This window comes from Sinorhizobium sp. CCBAU 05631 (assembly GCF_002288505.1).
Classification (GTDB): Bacteria; Pseudomonadota; Alphaproteobacteria; order Rhizobiales; family Rhizobiaceae; genus Sinorhizobium; species Sinorhizobium fredii_C.
Map to the genome: position 1 here is coordinate 1133963 of NZ_CP023064.1, position 14386 is coordinate 1148348.

General features: G+C 62.4%; 15 protein-coding genes. 6 read left to right on the forward strand and 9 right to left on the reverse strand.

Annotated elements, in window-relative coordinates; translation table 11 throughout:
* Positions 1-30 precede the first annotated feature (30 nt).
* Both SS05631_RS24755 and SS05631_RS24760 read right to left on the reverse strand, forming a co-directional pair.
* A complete protein-coding gene (locus tag SS05631_RS24755) occupies positions 31-294 on the reverse strand; it encodes a hypothetical protein (protein WP_037416504.1) in 264 nt (87 codons plus the stop codon).
* A 75-nt stretch (positions 295-369) separates the two neighbouring features.
* Entirely contained in the window at positions 370-1653 is a 1284-nt protein-coding gene (locus SS05631_RS24760) for a DUF763 domain-containing protein (RefSeq protein WP_037416502.1), read from the reverse strand.
* Positions 1654-1811: 158 nt separating this feature from the next.
* On the opposite strand from SS05631_RS24760, the gene SS05631_RS24765 reads away from it, so the two are divergent.
* Positions 1812-2360 (forward strand): DNA-3-methyladenine glycosylase, encoded by a 549-nt coding sequence (locus tag SS05631_RS24765; RefSeq protein WP_083853929.1) that lies wholly within the window; start codon positions 1812-1814, stop codon positions 2358-2360.
* A gap of 107 nt (positions 2361-2467) precedes the next feature.
* Here SS05631_RS24765 and SS05631_RS24770 read toward each other — a convergent pair whose 3' ends face one another.
* The 3 genes from SS05631_RS24770 to SS05631_RS24780 all read right to left on the reverse strand — a co-directional run bounded on the left by SS05631_RS24770 (position 2468) and on the right by SS05631_RS24780 (position 6277).
* Positions 2468-3562: an ATP-dependent DNA ligase gene (locus tag SS05631_RS24770; RefSeq protein WP_037416496.1), complete on the reverse strand. Its 1095-nt coding sequence runs from the start codon at positions 3560-3562 to the stop codon at positions 2468-2470.
* 23 nt (positions 3563-3585) lie between these two features.
* Entirely contained in the window at positions 3586-5703 is a 2118-nt protein-coding gene (gene catE, locus SS05631_RS24775; RefSeq protein ID WP_037416492.1) for a catalase C, read from the reverse strand.
* Between the two features lie 112 nt (positions 5704-5815).
* Entirely contained in the window at positions 5816-6277 is a 462-nt protein-coding gene (locus SS05631_RS24780; RefSeq protein ID WP_037416489.1) for a YbhB/YbcL family Raf kinase inhibitor-like protein, read from the reverse strand.
* A gap of 252 nt (positions 6278-6529) precedes the next feature.
* Between SS05631_RS24780 and glgA the strand changes: the two genes are divergently transcribed.
* Positions 6530-7990, forward strand: a complete 1461-nt coding sequence (gene glgA / locus SS05631_RS24785; RefSeq protein ID WP_037416486.1) for a glycogen synthase GlgA — start codon at positions 6530-6532, stop codon at positions 7988-7990.
* A gap of 115 nt (positions 7991-8105) precedes the next feature.
* Positions 8106-9017, forward strand: coding sequence for a DMT family transporter (locus tag SS05631_RS24790; protein WP_037416483.1), 912 nt, complete (start codon positions 8106-8108; stop codon positions 9015-9017).
* Positions 9018-9053: 36 nt separating this feature from the next.
* On the opposite strand, the gene SS05631_RS24795 is transcribed toward SS05631_RS24790, so the two are convergent.
* On the reverse strand, positions 9054-9893 hold the full coding sequence (locus tag SS05631_RS24795) for a fumarylacetoacetate hydrolase family protein (RefSeq protein ID WP_037416480.1): 840 nt from the start codon (positions 9891-9893) through the stop codon (positions 9054-9056).
* Positions 9894-10269: 376 nt separating this feature from the next.
* On the opposite strand from SS05631_RS24795, the gene SS05631_RS24800 reads away from it, so the two are divergent.
* A complete protein-coding gene (locus tag SS05631_RS24800; protein WP_037416477.1) occupies positions 10270-10647 on the forward strand; it encodes a hypothetical protein in 378 nt (125 codons plus the stop codon).
* Between the two features lie 79 nt (positions 10648-10726).
* Here the strand turns inward: SS05631_RS24800 and SS05631_RS24805 are convergent, their stop codons facing one another.
* Positions 10727-11548, reverse strand: coding sequence for a BA14K family protein (locus SS05631_RS24805; RefSeq protein ID WP_037416589.1), 822 nt, complete (start codon positions 11546-11548; stop codon positions 10727-10729).
* 158 nt (positions 11549-11706) lie between these two features.
* Entirely contained in the window at positions 11707-11985 is a 279-nt protein-coding gene (locus SS05631_RS24810) for a hypothetical protein (protein ID WP_037416474.1), read from the reverse strand.
* Between the two features lie 317 nt (positions 11986-12302).
* On the opposite strand from SS05631_RS24810, the gene SS05631_RS24815 reads away from it, so the two are divergent.
* On the forward strand, positions 12303-12569 hold the full coding sequence (locus SS05631_RS24815; protein WP_037416471.1) for a DUF2277 domain-containing protein: 267 nt from the start codon (positions 12303-12305) through the stop codon (positions 12567-12569).
* 334 nt (positions 12570-12903) lie between these two features.
* Here SS05631_RS24815 and SS05631_RS24825 read toward each other — a convergent pair whose 3' ends face one another.
* Complete coding sequence (locus SS05631_RS24825; protein WP_083853927.1) at positions 12904-13323, reverse strand: DUF1236 domain-containing protein; 420 nt, start codon at positions 13321-13323, stop codon at positions 12904-12906.
* Between the two features lie 97 nt (positions 13324-13420).
* Here SS05631_RS24825 and SS05631_RS24830 point away from each other — a divergent pair, with 97 nt between their 5' ends.
* Entirely contained in the window at positions 13421-14062 is a 642-nt protein-coding gene (locus tag SS05631_RS24830) for a ThuA domain-containing protein (protein ID WP_037416467.1), read from the forward strand.
* The last annotated feature ends 324 nt before the right edge of the window (positions 14063-14386 follow it).

A 14386-nucleotide genomic window follows, 5' to 3' on the forward strand; every position in this document is an offset into this window, starting at 1 on the left:
TGAACAGGTTTTACTTGCAAGTGTCCGCTCTCACTCGCGGTCGACGAACTTGAAGAAACGGCTGACTTTCCCCTCCGCGGTCCGGTCCTGATAAAGGAAGGCCAGCTTGTTCTCGTCGAATATGCTGAAGAAATCCTCCCAGGAAATCTCCTCCAGCCTCTCTTCCGGCTTTCCAAAGTCGATGCGTAGCAAACCGCCGTCGGATGCCCCCTTGACGCGGGCCGGATGGCCGTTGCGGCTCTCTGCCCATTTGCGGATCGTGTCGTGATCGGTCGTTGTTTTCGAAGCGCTCACCGGAACCTCCTTCGGTTGGGGATGTCTCGCATCTCGCCCCTCTAATCGATCGGTCCGGTGATTGTTCCCGTGAGCTCAGCTGCGGCTGCGGCCCTTGACGGCGGCAGCGTCCCTGTGGTCTTCCTTGTCCTCCGGCTCCCAGCCGAACACGCTCCGCCCGCCAAAGCGGGCAGAATTTCTGAACTCGCCGGCAACGATCTCCTTAAGATCCGGGCCGGTGACGTAGCGCTCCAACCGGCGCGACTGCTCATCGAGCCGCCGCAAGGCGGCGAGTTCCTCCTCTCGCCCGAGCCGCCCTTTCTGCACCGCCGATTTCATCACGTTGATCGTCTCGTCATAGACCTTGAGCGGCACCGGGAAGGGATGACGGTCCTTGCCGCCATGGGCGAGCGAAAAACGAGCCGGGTCGGAAAAGCGGCACGGCGTGCCGTGCACCACCTCGGCGACCATCGCGAGCGCCTTGACGGTTCGCGCGCCGACGCCCGGCACGAGAAGCAGTTCCTCGAAATCCTTCGGCCCGCGATCAGCTGCGGCGGCGAAATTGCCGTGCAGGCGCCGCATGTTCACGTCGCTTTCGCGCACGTCGTGATGGGCCGGCATGAAGAGGTGCGGCAGCATCGGCTGGGCCGGAGCCGGCAGTCCCGGCCCGCGCGCCTCGATCGTCGCCAGCTCGCGCATGAGGCCATCGGGTCCGAGCGCGCTTAAAAGGTCGAGCTGGCTTGCCCGCGAGGCGCCGGCGCGCCGGTCCGCAAGGTTGATGATCTTGCCCTGCTCCCGCCCCTCGATCGCCGCATGCGGCGAGTCGACGAAGCTATCCAGGCCTTCGGAAAGCCAGTGATAGCGCCGTGCCTGCCGTCGGTCGCCATTCATGCCCTGCTGGACAACCACCCAGCTCGCATCGTCCGTGACAATGAAGCCGTGAAGGTAGAGATCGAAGCCGTCCTGTACGGCGGCACTGTCGACCTTGGCGACGAGGCGGCTCGCCTCGGCAAGCCTCGCGCCGTCGAACCCGATGCGTTCGCCGATCACGACAAGTTCGCCCGGGGTCATTCGGGAATGCCGGCCACGGCCGCCGCAGACGTGAATGCCGAGTTCGCCCGAAAGCGGCGTCAGGCCACGCTTCAAGGCGCCGATGACGCTGGTGGTGATCCCCGACGAATGCCAGTCCATGCCCATCACCGCGCCGAAGGACTGGAACCAGAACGGGTGCGCAAGCCGCCTCAGGAATTCGTCCCGTCCATAATGATGGACGATCGCCTCGGTGATCAGAGTGCCGAGGCGTGTCATCCGGTCGCCGAGCCACTTCGGGACCCGGCCGCCATGCAGCGGCAGATCCGCATTGCCCGCTCGTTGCGCCATGTCTCGGCTCCTCGTTGTATCGTCTTTGATTTAACCCTACATGCTTCGGATGTTCGCGGAAAGTTCTCAGTGGCTGCGCGCGAGTTTCGGGCGCAACGTTGGCGAGCGTGAAAATATGAGACTACATACGACCGGCATAGATCGGGGAGCGCTATCGATTGCAGTGGGATGACAGCTTCTTTGCGCGCGACGCCGTTAAGGTCGCCGCCGATTTAATCGGTGCGGAATTCGCTGTCTCCGGCATCGGCGGCATCATAGTCGAGACGGAAGCTTATCTGCCCGACGATGCCGCCTCTCACAGCTTCGCCGGTACCACGAACCGCAACCGCTCGATGTTCGGCCCGCCGGCGCATGCCTATGTCTATCTTTCCTACGGTCTTCACTGGTGCCTGAATTTCGTCTGCCTGCCCGGCAGCGCCGTGCTCGTCCGCGCCATCGAGCCGAGATGGGGGCTGGAGACGATGCGGGAGCGGCGCGGCGTTTCGCAAGACAGGTTGCTCTGTTCCGGCCCCGGACGAGTCGGCCAGGCGCTCGCGATCGGCAAGGAACAGGATGGCTTGCCGCTTAACGGAAAGCCCTTCCAGCTAAGCCTGCAGACGAAGCGGCCGCCCGTTGCAACCGGCCTTCGCGTCGGAATATCCAAGGCCGTCGAGCACCCCTGGCGCTTCGGATTGGAGGGCTCACCCTTCCTCAGTCGCAAATTCTAATGCATGTCGCCCAAACGTGTGCAGCGGTTTTGGGATGACGACATGCACAAAACAAGGACCTAAAGCGCGCAGCGTGAATACATTTTCTCGCGACGCGCTTTGGCCTGTCAGCGTGGCTCGATCTGCTCATAGGTGCATTGGCGCGGATCCTTGTCGGGACGCCAGCGCATCAGCTTCGTGCCATGGCGAAAGCGACGGCTGCTGACGTGATCGAATCTCACCTCGACCACCAGCTCCGGACGGACCGGTTCCCATTCGCCGCTGCGCTCGGTGCTCCAGCGGCTCGGGCCGCCGGGTGCCTTGCCGGTAAAGCCGGGCGGCTCGCGCAATGCCTCCAGCCGACGTGTCAATGCCGGGCGCTCCTTGTCGGAAATCGTCGCGGTGAAACCGACGTGGTTCAGCGTTCCGTCGCTATCGTAAAGCCCGAGCAGGAGGGAGCCGACCGCGTCGCTGTTGCTCTCGTAGCGGAAGCCGCCGACGACGCAATCGGCGGTTTTCAGGCGTTTGACCTTGACCATCGCCCGCTCGCCGCATTCGTAAGTCCCGTCGCGCCGCTTGGCGACGACGCCGTCGGTCGCGCCCGCCTCCCACGAGGCGAGCCATCGCTCGGCCTCCTGTCGGTCTCGCGTGAAGGGGGAAAGGGCGAGCTTGTCCGGAACTGCGTTTTTGGCGGCAAAGGCTTCCAGTGCCGCTCTCCGGGCGGGAAGAGGCTTGTCGGTCAGGATTGCCCCCTTTGCGTCGACCAGCATGTCGAACAGGATGAGGCGGGCCGGCGTTTGCTGCGCGAGCTTCTCGACGCGGCTTGCCGCCGGATGCAGGCGCATCTGCAGGGCGTCGAAGGAAAGACGCCCCTCGACTTCGATGACGAGTTCACCGTCAAGGACGAATTGGCGGGCGTCCAGCCGGTGCAAGAGGGCGATGACTTCCGGGAAAAACCGCCCGAGCGGCTTGCCGGATTTGGCCCTAAGATCAACCTCCTCGCCGGATTTGAAGGCAAGGCAGCGGAAGCCGTCCCATTTCGGCTCATACTGCCATGCCCCATCTCTCGGAAGCTCGGTCGCAGAGCGGGCCTCCATCGGCGCGGTGCTGACCGGCAGCGCGAAGCCGCCGGCGGATACAGCCTCCGCCGCCGCCCTTGCCTTTCTCGCCGAGCGCGGCCGTCCGGTCGCCTTGGTCGGTTTTCGATGCGCCGGTGACGGCATCGTCCACTCCTTGCCCGATCGCCCTATTTCAGCTTCACGGCCGGTTCCCTCGCCCAGACGCGCAGCTTGCCGAGTTCCTTGAAGAAGGCGGCGATGCTCCCGGCATCGGTGAGCTCGATCGTTCCCTCGTCGAGGGCGTCGGCAATGCCGGCCCTCTCCAGGAGGGGACGTGCCGCACCGACAAAGCCGATATATTTGCAGTGGGCGAAAGCATCGGCCACGAAATCGCGGGCGGTGGCGACATCGATCAGATCGGCGACGGCCTCTGCCGAAGGAAGAAGCACCACCGCGTCGTAGAGCACGGATGGGCCGCCATCGACCATCTGATGGGCTGCGACCCACCTGCCGTCCGAGGCGGTGAATCCGCCGACCTTGGGGGCGATCAGCTCGAAGGCTGCCTTTTGCTCCGTGACCGCAGCGATCAGGCCATCGAGCAGCGCCGCATCCGCGCCCTCGGTCGCCAGAATTCCGAGCTTACGGCCCTCGAAGCGCTTCGGACCGCGCTCGATGATGCTGAGCGCCGGCGATGGATTGAGGTCCTGCCGCGTGGGTACGGCAGCTTCGGCCGGCTTCGGCATTGTTTGCAATCCGAGCGCGTGGCCGACCTTCTTGCCGAGCGTCTCGTCGATATTGAGGAGATGGGCGACCATGCGCTCGCGGATCACAGGTGTCTCCACCTTGCTCAATTCGAAGGTCAGGGCGTCAGCAATATGACGCTGCTCGGGCGGCGTCTGGCTGATGAAGAACTGGCGCGCCTGGCTATAGTGGTCCGCGAAGCTCTCGGCCCGAATGCGCAGTTTCGGCCCCTGCTCCTCCGAAGCGAAATGTCGGAACCCCTTCGTCGGAGATTCGCGCGGCCCCTCGCCCCAGGAATTCGGCTGGTAATTCACGCGCCCGACCGGATTGCGCATGGCCATGTGGCCGTCCTGCTGGAAGTTCTGGAAGGGACATTTCGGCGCATTGATTGGCAGATGGGTGAAGTTCGGGCTGCCGAGCCGCTTCAGCTGCGTGTCGAGATAGGAGAAGTTGCGCCCCTGCAGCAGAGGGTCATCGCTGAAGTCGATGCCCGGCGGCACGTTCTGGGTCATGAAGGCGACCTGCTCGGTCTCGGCGAAGAAATTCTCCGGCATTCGATCGAGCACCAGCCGCCCGACCGGCTTCGTCGGCAGAACCTCCTCCGGAATGATCTTGGTGGGATCGAGAATGTCGAAATCGAACTTGTCGGCAAAGTCCTGGTCGAAGAGCTGTACATGCAGTTCCCACTCCGGGAAATTGCCGGACTGGATCGCCTGCCACAGGTCGCGGCGGTGGAAGTCGGGATCCGCGCCGTTGATCTTCACCGCCTCGTTCCAGGCGACCGACTGCAGTCCGAGCTTCGGCTTCCAGTGGAACTTGACGAAGGTCGACTCGTCCTTGGCATTGACGAAGCGGAAGGTGTGAACACCGAATCCTTCCATGAAGCGGAAGGACCGCGGGATGGCCCGATCTGACATGACCCACATGATCATGTGCATGCTCTCCGGGGTCAGGCTGATGAAGTCCCAGAAATTGTCGTGCGCCGATTGCGCCTGCGGGAACTCCCGGTCCGGCTCCGGCTTTACAGAGTGGATCACGTCCGGAAACTTGATCGCGTCCTGGATGAAGAAGACCGGGATGTTGTTGCCAACGAGGTCCCAATTGCCCTCCTTGGTATAGATCTTGACGGCGAAGCCGCGCACGTCGCGTGCCAGATCGAAGGAGCCCTTGCTGCCGGCCACGGTCGAGAAGCGCACGAAGGCCGGCGTCTGTTCGCCCGCCCGCTGAAACAGGTCCGCCCGGGTATAGGCGGCAAGCGATTCATACGTCTCGAAGAAGCCATGGGCGCCGTAGCCGCGGGCGTGCACGACGCGCTCCGGGATCCGCTCGTGATCGAAGTGAAAGATCTTTTCGCGGAAATGAAAGTCCTCGATCAATGTCGGGCCACGCTCGCCGGCGCGCAGGCTGTTCTGATCGTCTACCACCGGTCCTCCTTGCGCGGTCGTCAAGACAGGAGTGGCGCCTTCGGCGATCTGATGGAGCTCGCCGCCGTTGCCGCGGGTTGCTTTCTGGTCATGAATGGTGGCCGGCTTGGAATTGTTCGGCGCAGAGGGTTTCTTGGCCATCGCAGCACTCCTTGATCGGGGACGGAATGGGCACGAAACCGCGACCGCTGAGGTTGGTTCCCGGCGAACTCGTTTTTCGAAGGCTGAGGTGATCGACGCCGTAACCGAAGCGTCAGCCTTGACAGGTGCCGATCAGAACGGCCTCCGCGATGCGGTGCTTGCCGGCCTCGTTCCAGGCCTGCACCGCCCCGACATCGTCCGAGATCGACATGTTGCGGGTGTCCAGCGCGGCGAGCTTGAAGTGATAGTGATGCAGGCCAGTCCCCGCCGGAGGCTGCGGCCCATCATAGCGCGCATTACCGAAGTCGTTCCGGATGAACTTAATGGCGTGTTCCGGGCCGGTATCGACAGCCTGCGAAAGCTCGGTCCAGTTGCCGGGAATGTTGATGATGGCGCAATGCCGGAACACCCCCCTTACGGCGTCCGGATCCTCGACGATCAATGCAAAGCTCTGTGTACCGTCGGGCGTACCCGTCCATTTCAGCGGCGGAAAGATGTTCTCGCCGAAGCGCGTATGTTTTTTCGGGATCGGCTGGCCTTCCGCGAAGGCGGGGCTCATCAAGCTGAAAGTCATCACCTCTCTCCTTCATGTTCGGCACATGGAACGGGCGCACGACCGCCGGATTGTACTCCCAAAGCAGGCCGGTGTTGAGGTCGGTGGCAGCAAATCGCCACCCGACCGAACCGGTCGCGGCGCGCACAGAGGCTCCTGCAAAAATTTCGATTTCGCGGCGGAACTTTGCGCACGGGCTTCGTGTTGAAGGAACTGCAAATGGGGCGGCGATTGGCCGGCAACGGCCAACACAATTTTCCGGAAATACGATCTATGAACGTTCTCTCCGTGACGGCCGAGATTTTCCCTTTGGTGAAGACCGGCGGGCTGGCCGATGTTGCCGGCTCGCTGCCCAAAGCTTTGAAATCGCACGGGATTCGCACACGCACGCTGATCCCGGGCTACGCCTCCGTCATCGAGGCCCTCGAGGCGGCCGCACCAGTTGCCCGCTACGATTGTCTTTTCGGAGAGAAGGCGACCCTGCTTTCCGGACGCGCCGCGGGGCTGGAGCTTTTCGTGCTCGATGCGCCGGGATTCTTCTTCAGATCGGGCGGCCCCTACACCGACGAGCACGGGGTGGACTATCCGGACAATTGGAAGCGCTTCGCCGCCTTCTCCCTGGTCGCATCGCAGATCGCCGGCGGACTCGTGCAGCACTGGCGGCCGGACATCATTCACGCGCACGACTGGCACGCCGCCTTGAGTCTGGTCTACGCCAAATATGCAAAGAACGTGCCGATTCCACGTGTCCTGACCGTCCACAACATTGCCTTCCAGGGACAGTTTTCCGCCCATCTCTTCTCAGAACTCGGCCTGCCGAACGAGGCCTATTCCATAGACGGCCTCGAGTATTACGGCGATGTCGGGTATTTGAAGGGCGGCCTGCAGGCGGCCGATGCCATCACCGTCGTCAGCCCCACCTATGCGCGCGAAATCATGACGCCGACCTTCGGGATGGGTCTCGAAGGAGTGGTGAATGCACGCCATGAAGACGTCGTCGGCATCGTCAACGGGATCGACGTCGACGTCTGGGATCCCTCGATCGATCCCCATATCGAGCATTCCTATTCGGCGAGAACGCCTCTCCGGCGGCTGCCGAACCGCGAGGCGCTGCTCGAGCTGTTCGGCCTGCCGCATACGCGCGCTCCGGTCTTCGCCAGCATCAACAGGCTGACTTGGCAGAAGGGCATGGATCTTCTGGCAGCCGTCGTCGACGAAATCGTCGCCATGGACGGCCGGCTGATCGTTCATGGCAATGGCGACGCGGATATCGAATACGCCTTTCTCGACGCCGCCCGGCGGTTCCCGCAACACGTCGTCATGAGGCTCGGCTACGAGGAGCAGATCGCCCATAAGATCCATGCCGGCGCCGACGCCATGCTCGTTCCTTCGCGCTTCGAACCCTGCGGGCTGACGCAGCTCTATGCGCTTCGATACGGCTGCGTGCCGATCGTCGCGCGGACCGGGGGCCTGTCGGAAACGATCATCGACGCCAACGTCGCTGCGCTCCAGGCGCAGGCCGCCACCGGAGTGCAATTTGCCCCGGTCGATACGGAGGGATTGCGGCACGCGCTGCGCCGCGCCCTCAAACTATTCCGGCACCGGCGCGTCTGGGAGAGCCTGCAGCGGCAGGGGATGAAGACGGACTCATCCTGGCACCGCAGTGCTGCCAGATATGCGGAGCTCTACGGCGACCTCACCGCGACCGCCACCGACATGCGCTTGGCCGGCTAGCATCAGCCGGTCCGTTTGACGTCTCATTCGCAACGCTGATGAGTCGATCAAGAACGATGCATGGATTGCGGCGCCGGAATATGCCAATGGCTCAGCGCTCCACGAGGACTTCGCCATGGCCGTCGAGACCGCGCCCGCCGCCCTAGCCACCGCGTCCAACGCCACCCGCACGGGCGTGCTGGTCATGCTCTTGGGCATGCTGATGTTTTCGCTCAACGACGTCATGGGCAAGTGGCTCGTCGCCACCTATTCGGTCGGTCAGGTCGTGCTGATCCGCAGTCTCGCCGCGGCGGTCCTGCTTGTCCCTTTCCTCTGGCTCGGCGGTGCCCGCAAACTTCTCGCCATCGAGCAGCCGGGCCTCCAGGTCGCCCGGGTCGTCGCCTCGACGGCGGAGGTCTTCGCCTTCTATTTCGCCGTCATCTACCTGCCGCTTGCCGATGTCATGACCTACTGGCTGGCGGCGCCGATCTATGTGGCGGCCGCCTCACCGCTCCTGTTGAAGGAACATGTCGGCTGGCGGCGCTGGACGGCGATCGCCTTCGGCTTCGTCGGCGTCCTGATCGCCCTCGAACCTTCTTCTGAGGCGCTGACTCTGCCGGCGCTGATTTCGATCCTCGGCAGCATGTGCTTCGCCTTCATGATGGTGTCCGGGCGTTCGCTGCGCGGCACGCCGGATACGACGCTCGCCTTCTGGCAGCTGGTCGGGGCCGCGCTTGCCGGCCTCCTCTGGGCGCCGTTTGACTGGACGCCGCTGAAGCCGCTCGACACGGCGCTGCTCGGCCTGCTCGGCGTCGTCGCGATGGTCGCCCACGTGCTCGTCAATCGGGCGCTGAAGCTTGCCGACGCCGCGACGGTGGCGCCACTTCAATACACGCTGCTCTTCTGGGCGATCGTCTTCGGCTGGCTGATCTTCGGCGACACGCCGCGCCTGCCGATGGTGCTCGGCGCCGGTCTCATCGTCGCCTCTGGCCTCTTCATTTTCTTCCGCGAGCAACAGCTCAAGCGGCAGGGGCGGCTGAAGGCTTAGACCCGGCGGCGCCCTCAAGGGGCGCCACCGGCGAAATCAGTCGTCCGCAACCACCATCTGCTTCTGCGTGCCGAGGCCTTCGATGCCGAGTTCGATGACGTCGCCGCCCTTCAGATATTGCGGCGGCTTGAAACCCATGCCGACGCCGGGCGGCGTCCCGGTCGAGATGATGTCGCCCGGATGGAGCGTCATGAACTGCGAAAGGTAGCTGACCAGATACGCGACGCCGTAGACCATCGTCTCGGTCGAGCCGTTCTGCTTCGTCTCGCCATTGATCTTCAGCCACATCGCGAGGTTTTGCGGATCGGCGATCTCGTCGCGGGTGACGAGCCAGGGACCGGTCGGACCGAAGGTGTCGCAGGACTTACCCTTGGTCCACTGGCCGGAGCGCTTGATCTGGAAATCCCGTTCCGAGACGTCGTTGATGACGCAATAGCCGGTGACATGGTCCATCGCTTCGTCTCGGCCCACATATTTGGCCTTCTTGCCGATCACCACGCCAAGTTCGACTTCCCAATCGGTCGCCACCGAACCGCGCGGGATGATGACGTTGTCGTTCGGACCGACGATCGCCGAGGTGGCCTTCATGAAGACCACGGGCTCCGGTGGAACCTCGAGGCCGGATTCTGCCGCATGGTCCGCGTAATTGAGGCCGATGCAGATGAACTTGCCGCTACCGGCGACGCAGGGGCCGAGCCGGGGCGTGCCCTCTACGAGCGGAAGGCCCTCGAGGTCGAGACCGCGAGCCCAGCCGAGATCGGCGATTGCCGGGCCGGCGACGTCGGCGATCACCGCCGAGAGGTCGCGAATTCGGCCAGCACTGTCCAGAACGCCCGGCTTTTCCGCCCCTTCGGGGCCGTAACGCAACAACTTCATTCTGCTCCTCCAAACGGTCGAGACGAAAGACTCCGCCTCACAAACCAAAGGAAGCGGTAGATGTAAAGCTGTTTTGGAGGTGCCGGAAGAAAAGCGGATCCTCGCAGGTCCGGTTCGCGGCGGAAGCGAATCGAAAGAGCGTGGAACCTTCCCGTCACCGGCCGGTTCGGTGCGCTGCGCGTTGTGCGCGCTAATAAGAAGGACAACGCAGATGAAATACAATTATTTTTTTGCCGCGGCTATCTCGCTTGCAATGGCATCCGCCGCTGTCGCTCAAAGCAGTTCAGGGTCAACATCGGGTGGTGGCACGGCGGGCTCCGCATCAGGGACGACCTCCGCCTCTCCTTCCGGGAGCAGCTCGGGAGCCCCGGGGGTGATGCAGATGAATGAAGCGGAAAGGAGCACCACGTCGAAATGGCCGGATCCGGTACGCAACGCCCTCTTCTCCGATGCGTCAGGGACGAGCTTGCGCAGCCAGGATGAAATCAAGGCCAACTGGTCGAAGCTGACGGCCGAGCAGCAGAACCAGATCAAGCAGGATTGCAATACGATGCAAACCGCATCGGCGACGGGAGCCGGAAGCGCATCAGGCAGCGCAAGTGGGTCGGCGGCCGGAACTACACCCCAGGTTTCGGGCGAAACCACTGCAAGCACCTCTACCGGATCGACCTCGTCCGGGTCGGCGGCGGGCACTCAGGCCACAGGCGGCGCGATGACCATCGCGCAACTCTGCACTATGGTCAACGCGATGTAGAGCTGGCCGTCCGTATCGCGGGAGACGTGGCGCTCCCGCGATACGGCTATTCCGCTTTCCTTCTCCGCAACATCTCGGCTTATCGGCACTGACGGCGCGGCCCGCCGTCATAGGGCTGGTAGGTGTTGTCTTCCGGACGGTACGATCGGTATCGACTGAAGCAATAGTCGACATGTTCGAACGACAGGTTCGTCGCATCGGCCGAGAGGTCCATCTCGGCTGAAGGAGCGTCGACGCTTTCCTCAGGAGTGGGTGGCGGCAAGGCGACTTCCGACGGCGTTCCGGCCGCATTCATATAGGGAGAGATGCAAGTCCGCCGGCCGCCACTAAAGGATGTATAGCTGTTGTCGCGGGCACGGTAGGACCGATAGCGGTTCGCACACCATTCGACGTGCGCCGTCGGCCCGGCTGCCGACACCGGCTGCTCCTCGCTGGGTATCGTTTGAACTGAGCCGGTGGCCATTGAATCCAGAGAAGGAAGTTCCTTTTCGTCCCCATTGACCCTTGCGATCACCTCGGGTTCCGAAGGAAGGTCTTCTGCAGCCTCATTGCCCTGCGTGGTTACCACGTGTTCCGGGAAGTCCTCCACTGCCTCTTTGCCTTTTGTGGTCGCGATGCGTTCTGAAGGCAGGGTCACTACCGGCTCTTTGCCTTTTTCGGTCTCCAAGGGCTCCTTGGGAGAGACATCAATTGCCGCGGCGCGGGCGGGGAGCCGCTCGAATTGCTGAGCCGCCGGGTTCACTGCACGCGGCTGCTCGGTCCATATTTCCGACTGATTCATGTCGAGCTGCGGCTCACGTGCCGGGTTCCCGTTAAGGATGAAAGTTGCGACCGCCGCCCCGCTAAGGAAGAGTGCGAGTGACAGGGCGAACCCGCAAAGTCCCGCCAATAAGCCTTTCACCTGACCCTCCATCGTTTGTCTGTACGAAGAATGCGAGGGCTCCGTCTCAGGTTCCGCCGTGCGTGAGAATCCCCTGAATTTTGGCGGCCAGCTTCTCGCGCACGGTCGCAGAGATGCCTGACAAAGGTCTGGCTCCGCGATAAGAAAGAAACCCGCCCCTACTGCAGGGCGGCCGGATCGATCTTCCGGCTGTTCAACAGGTGCACGAATGTGATCCCCTGCTCCAGGAGCAGTTCGGCGGCCTTCAGGTCGCACGCCTCAAGGCCGGAGGAACAGCCGCGAAGGCTGCATGCGAGCGACATCGAGTTCGCAACCGCGCGCGCGTCGCCGTCCTCCTCGGCCTCGTCGGCGGCTGCTTCGAGCGCGTCGGCTACCGCCGACATCAGGTCCGCCAGTTCTCTGACATTCATCTCTTCGACAGTTTTCAGAACTTGCATGACGTCTCCTTGGCGCGCGACAATTCGCGGTGGCAAACAGCGCGCGCATCTTTCATATGGAAGTCGTGGAAGTGGTCTGATGAGATATGGTCGCGGAACCCCTGGCCTGCAAGGCATGGCTACCATGCCCGTGGCGCATGCCCTATGCCGCGGAGAACCGGCTCGCTCAGGCTTTTGGAGATGAAAAGCAACTTGCGCGCTACCCAAAGCCATCAGTTTTTGAAAAGATGCGCGATGCTGCGTGTCAGCGCCTGCCGCTCAAGTCGCCATCCGATGTGACTTGAAGCGGAGGAGACGAGGATGACCGGGAGCAAGCCATGTGCCGAAACATCAAACCTCTCTTCAATTTCGATCCGCCGGCGACGGACGAGGAGATACGCGATGCCGCACTGCAGTTCGTGCGAAAATTGAGCGGAACGACCAAGCCGTCTAAGCGCAATGAAGCGGCGTTCGAGCGCGCCGTAAGCTCGATCGCGGCCTGCGCCAGCGAACTGCTCGAAACGCTGGAGACTTCCCAACCCCCGCGCAACCGTGAGGACGAAGCAGCAAAGGCGCGTGCGAGAATGGCGATCCGCTTCCCGTAACATGTGCGGGCGTAAAATTCTGTCAAGAGTTGCACAGGCAAAGGGACTCGACCTCTAGGTTTTTCTCTGGTTTTATCTTCAGCTAATATTCTTGGGTGGAGGAGGACAGAGGATGGTTTACGACTGGGACGGAAAGCGGACGCGTCGCCTTCAGATGCTGAAATTCTTCAGCGCGCTGGCGATACCTGCCCTTCTTTTCGGTTCAGCGGTTGCGACAGTGGAGTGGACCGACAGAGGCACCCAGGGCGTCAAGGCCACTCGAATTCGGTAAGCGGCCGATGAACGCTTCGGCGTTCACCCGGCGAGCTCGGAAGCTCACCGGGTGAATTCAAGTTTATTGTATGACCTGTACCACCGTGCGGCTTTTCGGGTCGGCGATGACCCGTTGGTCATTCACGACCGCATAGGCATAGCGCGTATCTTCGGGTATCGGAGTAAGGACAACCGTCTCGGGCAAGGGCTTGCCGACGACGATCTGTTCCTGGATGACGACTGGCTGCGTCGGAAGCGGCTGCGCTTCGACATAGGCAATCACTTTCGGCGGAGGCGGGTCGATGACCGCTCCCGCGATCGCGCCCGCGACGCCGCCAACCGCGGCTCCGACCGGACCTCCAACGACTGCGCCCGCGGCGGCTCCGCCAGCGGCGCCGGTCACTGCGCTATTTCTCGACGTGTCTTCTGCTGCAGCAGGAAGAGTTACGGCTCCAATTCCAAGACTCAACGCAACAGCACTCTTGAGGAGCATGGCTTTCATCAGAAAATTCTCCCTTGTGCATCCCTTCGGGTCGACAAACTACAGGGTTCGGGCTTTTGTTCCGGCGGTCCGCAAACGAGATCAAGGAGGATGAGACATGCGCGAGGCACTGATCGTCTGGGGCGGCTGGAGCGGGCACGAGCCAAAGGAATGCGCCCATGTCATTCGCGACATGCTGCAGGAGGACGGCTTCCGGGTCTATCTGGAACACACGACCGAGACCTTTGCCGATCCCTCCATTCACGACCTGTCGCTGATCGTGCCGATCATGACCATGTCGAAGATCGAGAAGGAGGAGGCGAAAAACCTCGCCGCTGCCGTGCAAGGTGGCGTCGGCATTGCCGGCTATCACGGCGGCGCCGGCGATGCGTTCCGCGAATGCGTTGAGTACCAGTTCATCATCGGTGGCCAATGGGTGGCCCATCCCGGAAACATCATCGACTACCGCGTGAACATCAGCCGCCCCGACGACCCCCTGATGGAAGGGATCTCCGATTTCCCTTACACCTCAGAGCAATATTACATGCATGTCGATCCCTCGAACGAGGTGCTGGCGACGACCACCTTTTCCGGCGAGCATGCGTGGTGGATCGAGGGCGTGGTGATGCCGGTAGTCTGGAAGCGCAAGCACGGTAAGGGCCGGGTCTTCTATTCCTCGCTCGGCCACGTATCGAAGGAATTCGAGGTTCCGCAGATGCGGACGATCTTCCGCCGCGGTGCCAACTGGGCGGCGCGGTAAATCGATCTGGCGCTTACTGGATGGGTTGCCGCTCGGCGTTCTCTCGCTGCGCCAAGCCGACCGCTCTTCGGCCTCGCAACTGATCCAGCCTATCGTCAAACGGGCTATGACTGTGTTTCGTCTGGCGCTGCACAACGAGGCCGCTCCGCCTACAATCCTTCCCCAACCCTTTGGAATTCCCTGTAAAGCTGCTCCGGAGAAAACTTTCATGCACATGTTGCAATGCAATAATATTCTGTTAGGGTGTATTGCAGAGATTATCTCCTCTTGAGGTTGTGCAATGAAGGCATATGCTTGGTCGGGCAGCCGGAGTTTTCAACGGGC

Coding starts and splice junctions, on each gene's coding strand:
- SS05631_RS24800 (WP_037416477.1), top strand. CDS start 10,270: ATGCAGATGAATGAAGCGGAAAGGAGCACCACGTCGAAATGGCCGGAT.
- SS05631_RS24770 (WP_037416496.1), bottom strand. CDS start 3,562: ATGCCGTCACCGGCGCATCGAAAACCGACCAAGGCGACCGGACGGCCG.
- catE (WP_037416492.1), bottom strand. CDS start 5,703: ATGGCCAAGAAACCCTCTGCGCCGAACAATTCCAAGCCGGCCACCATT.
- SS05631_RS24790 (WP_037416483.1), top strand. CDS start 8,106: ATGGCCGTCGAGACCGCGCCCGCCGCCCTAGCCACCGCGTCCAACGCC.
- glgA (WP_037416486.1), top strand. CDS start 6,530: ATGAACGTTCTCTCCGTGACGGCCGAGATTTTCCCTTTGGTGAAGACC.
- SS05631_RS24760 (WP_037416502.1), bottom strand. CDS start 1,653: ATGGCGCAACGAGCGGGCAATGCGGATCTGCCGCTGCATGGCGGCCGG.
- SS05631_RS24780 (WP_037416489.1), bottom strand. CDS start 6,277: ATGACTTTCAGCTTGATGAGCCCCGCCTTCGCGGAAGGCCAGCCGATC.
- SS05631_RS24795 (WP_037416480.1), bottom strand. CDS start 9,893: ATGAAGTTGTTGCGTTACGGCCCCGAAGGGGCGGAAAAGCCGGGCGTT.
- SS05631_RS24830 (WP_037416467.1), top strand. CDS start 13,421: ATGCGCGAGGCACTGATCGTCTGGGGCGGCTGGAGCGGGCACGAGCCA.
- SS05631_RS24810 (WP_037416474.1), bottom strand. CDS start 11,985: ATGCAAGTTCTGAAAACTGTCGAAGAGATGAATGTCAGAGAACTGGCG.
- SS05631_RS24825 (WP_083853927.1), bottom strand. CDS start 13,323: ATGAAAGCCATGCTCCTCAAGAGTGCTGTTGCGTTGAGTCTTGGAATT.
- SS05631_RS24815 (WP_037416471.1), top strand. CDS start 12,303: ATGTGCCGAAACATCAAACCTCTCTTCAATTTCGATCCGCCGGCGACG.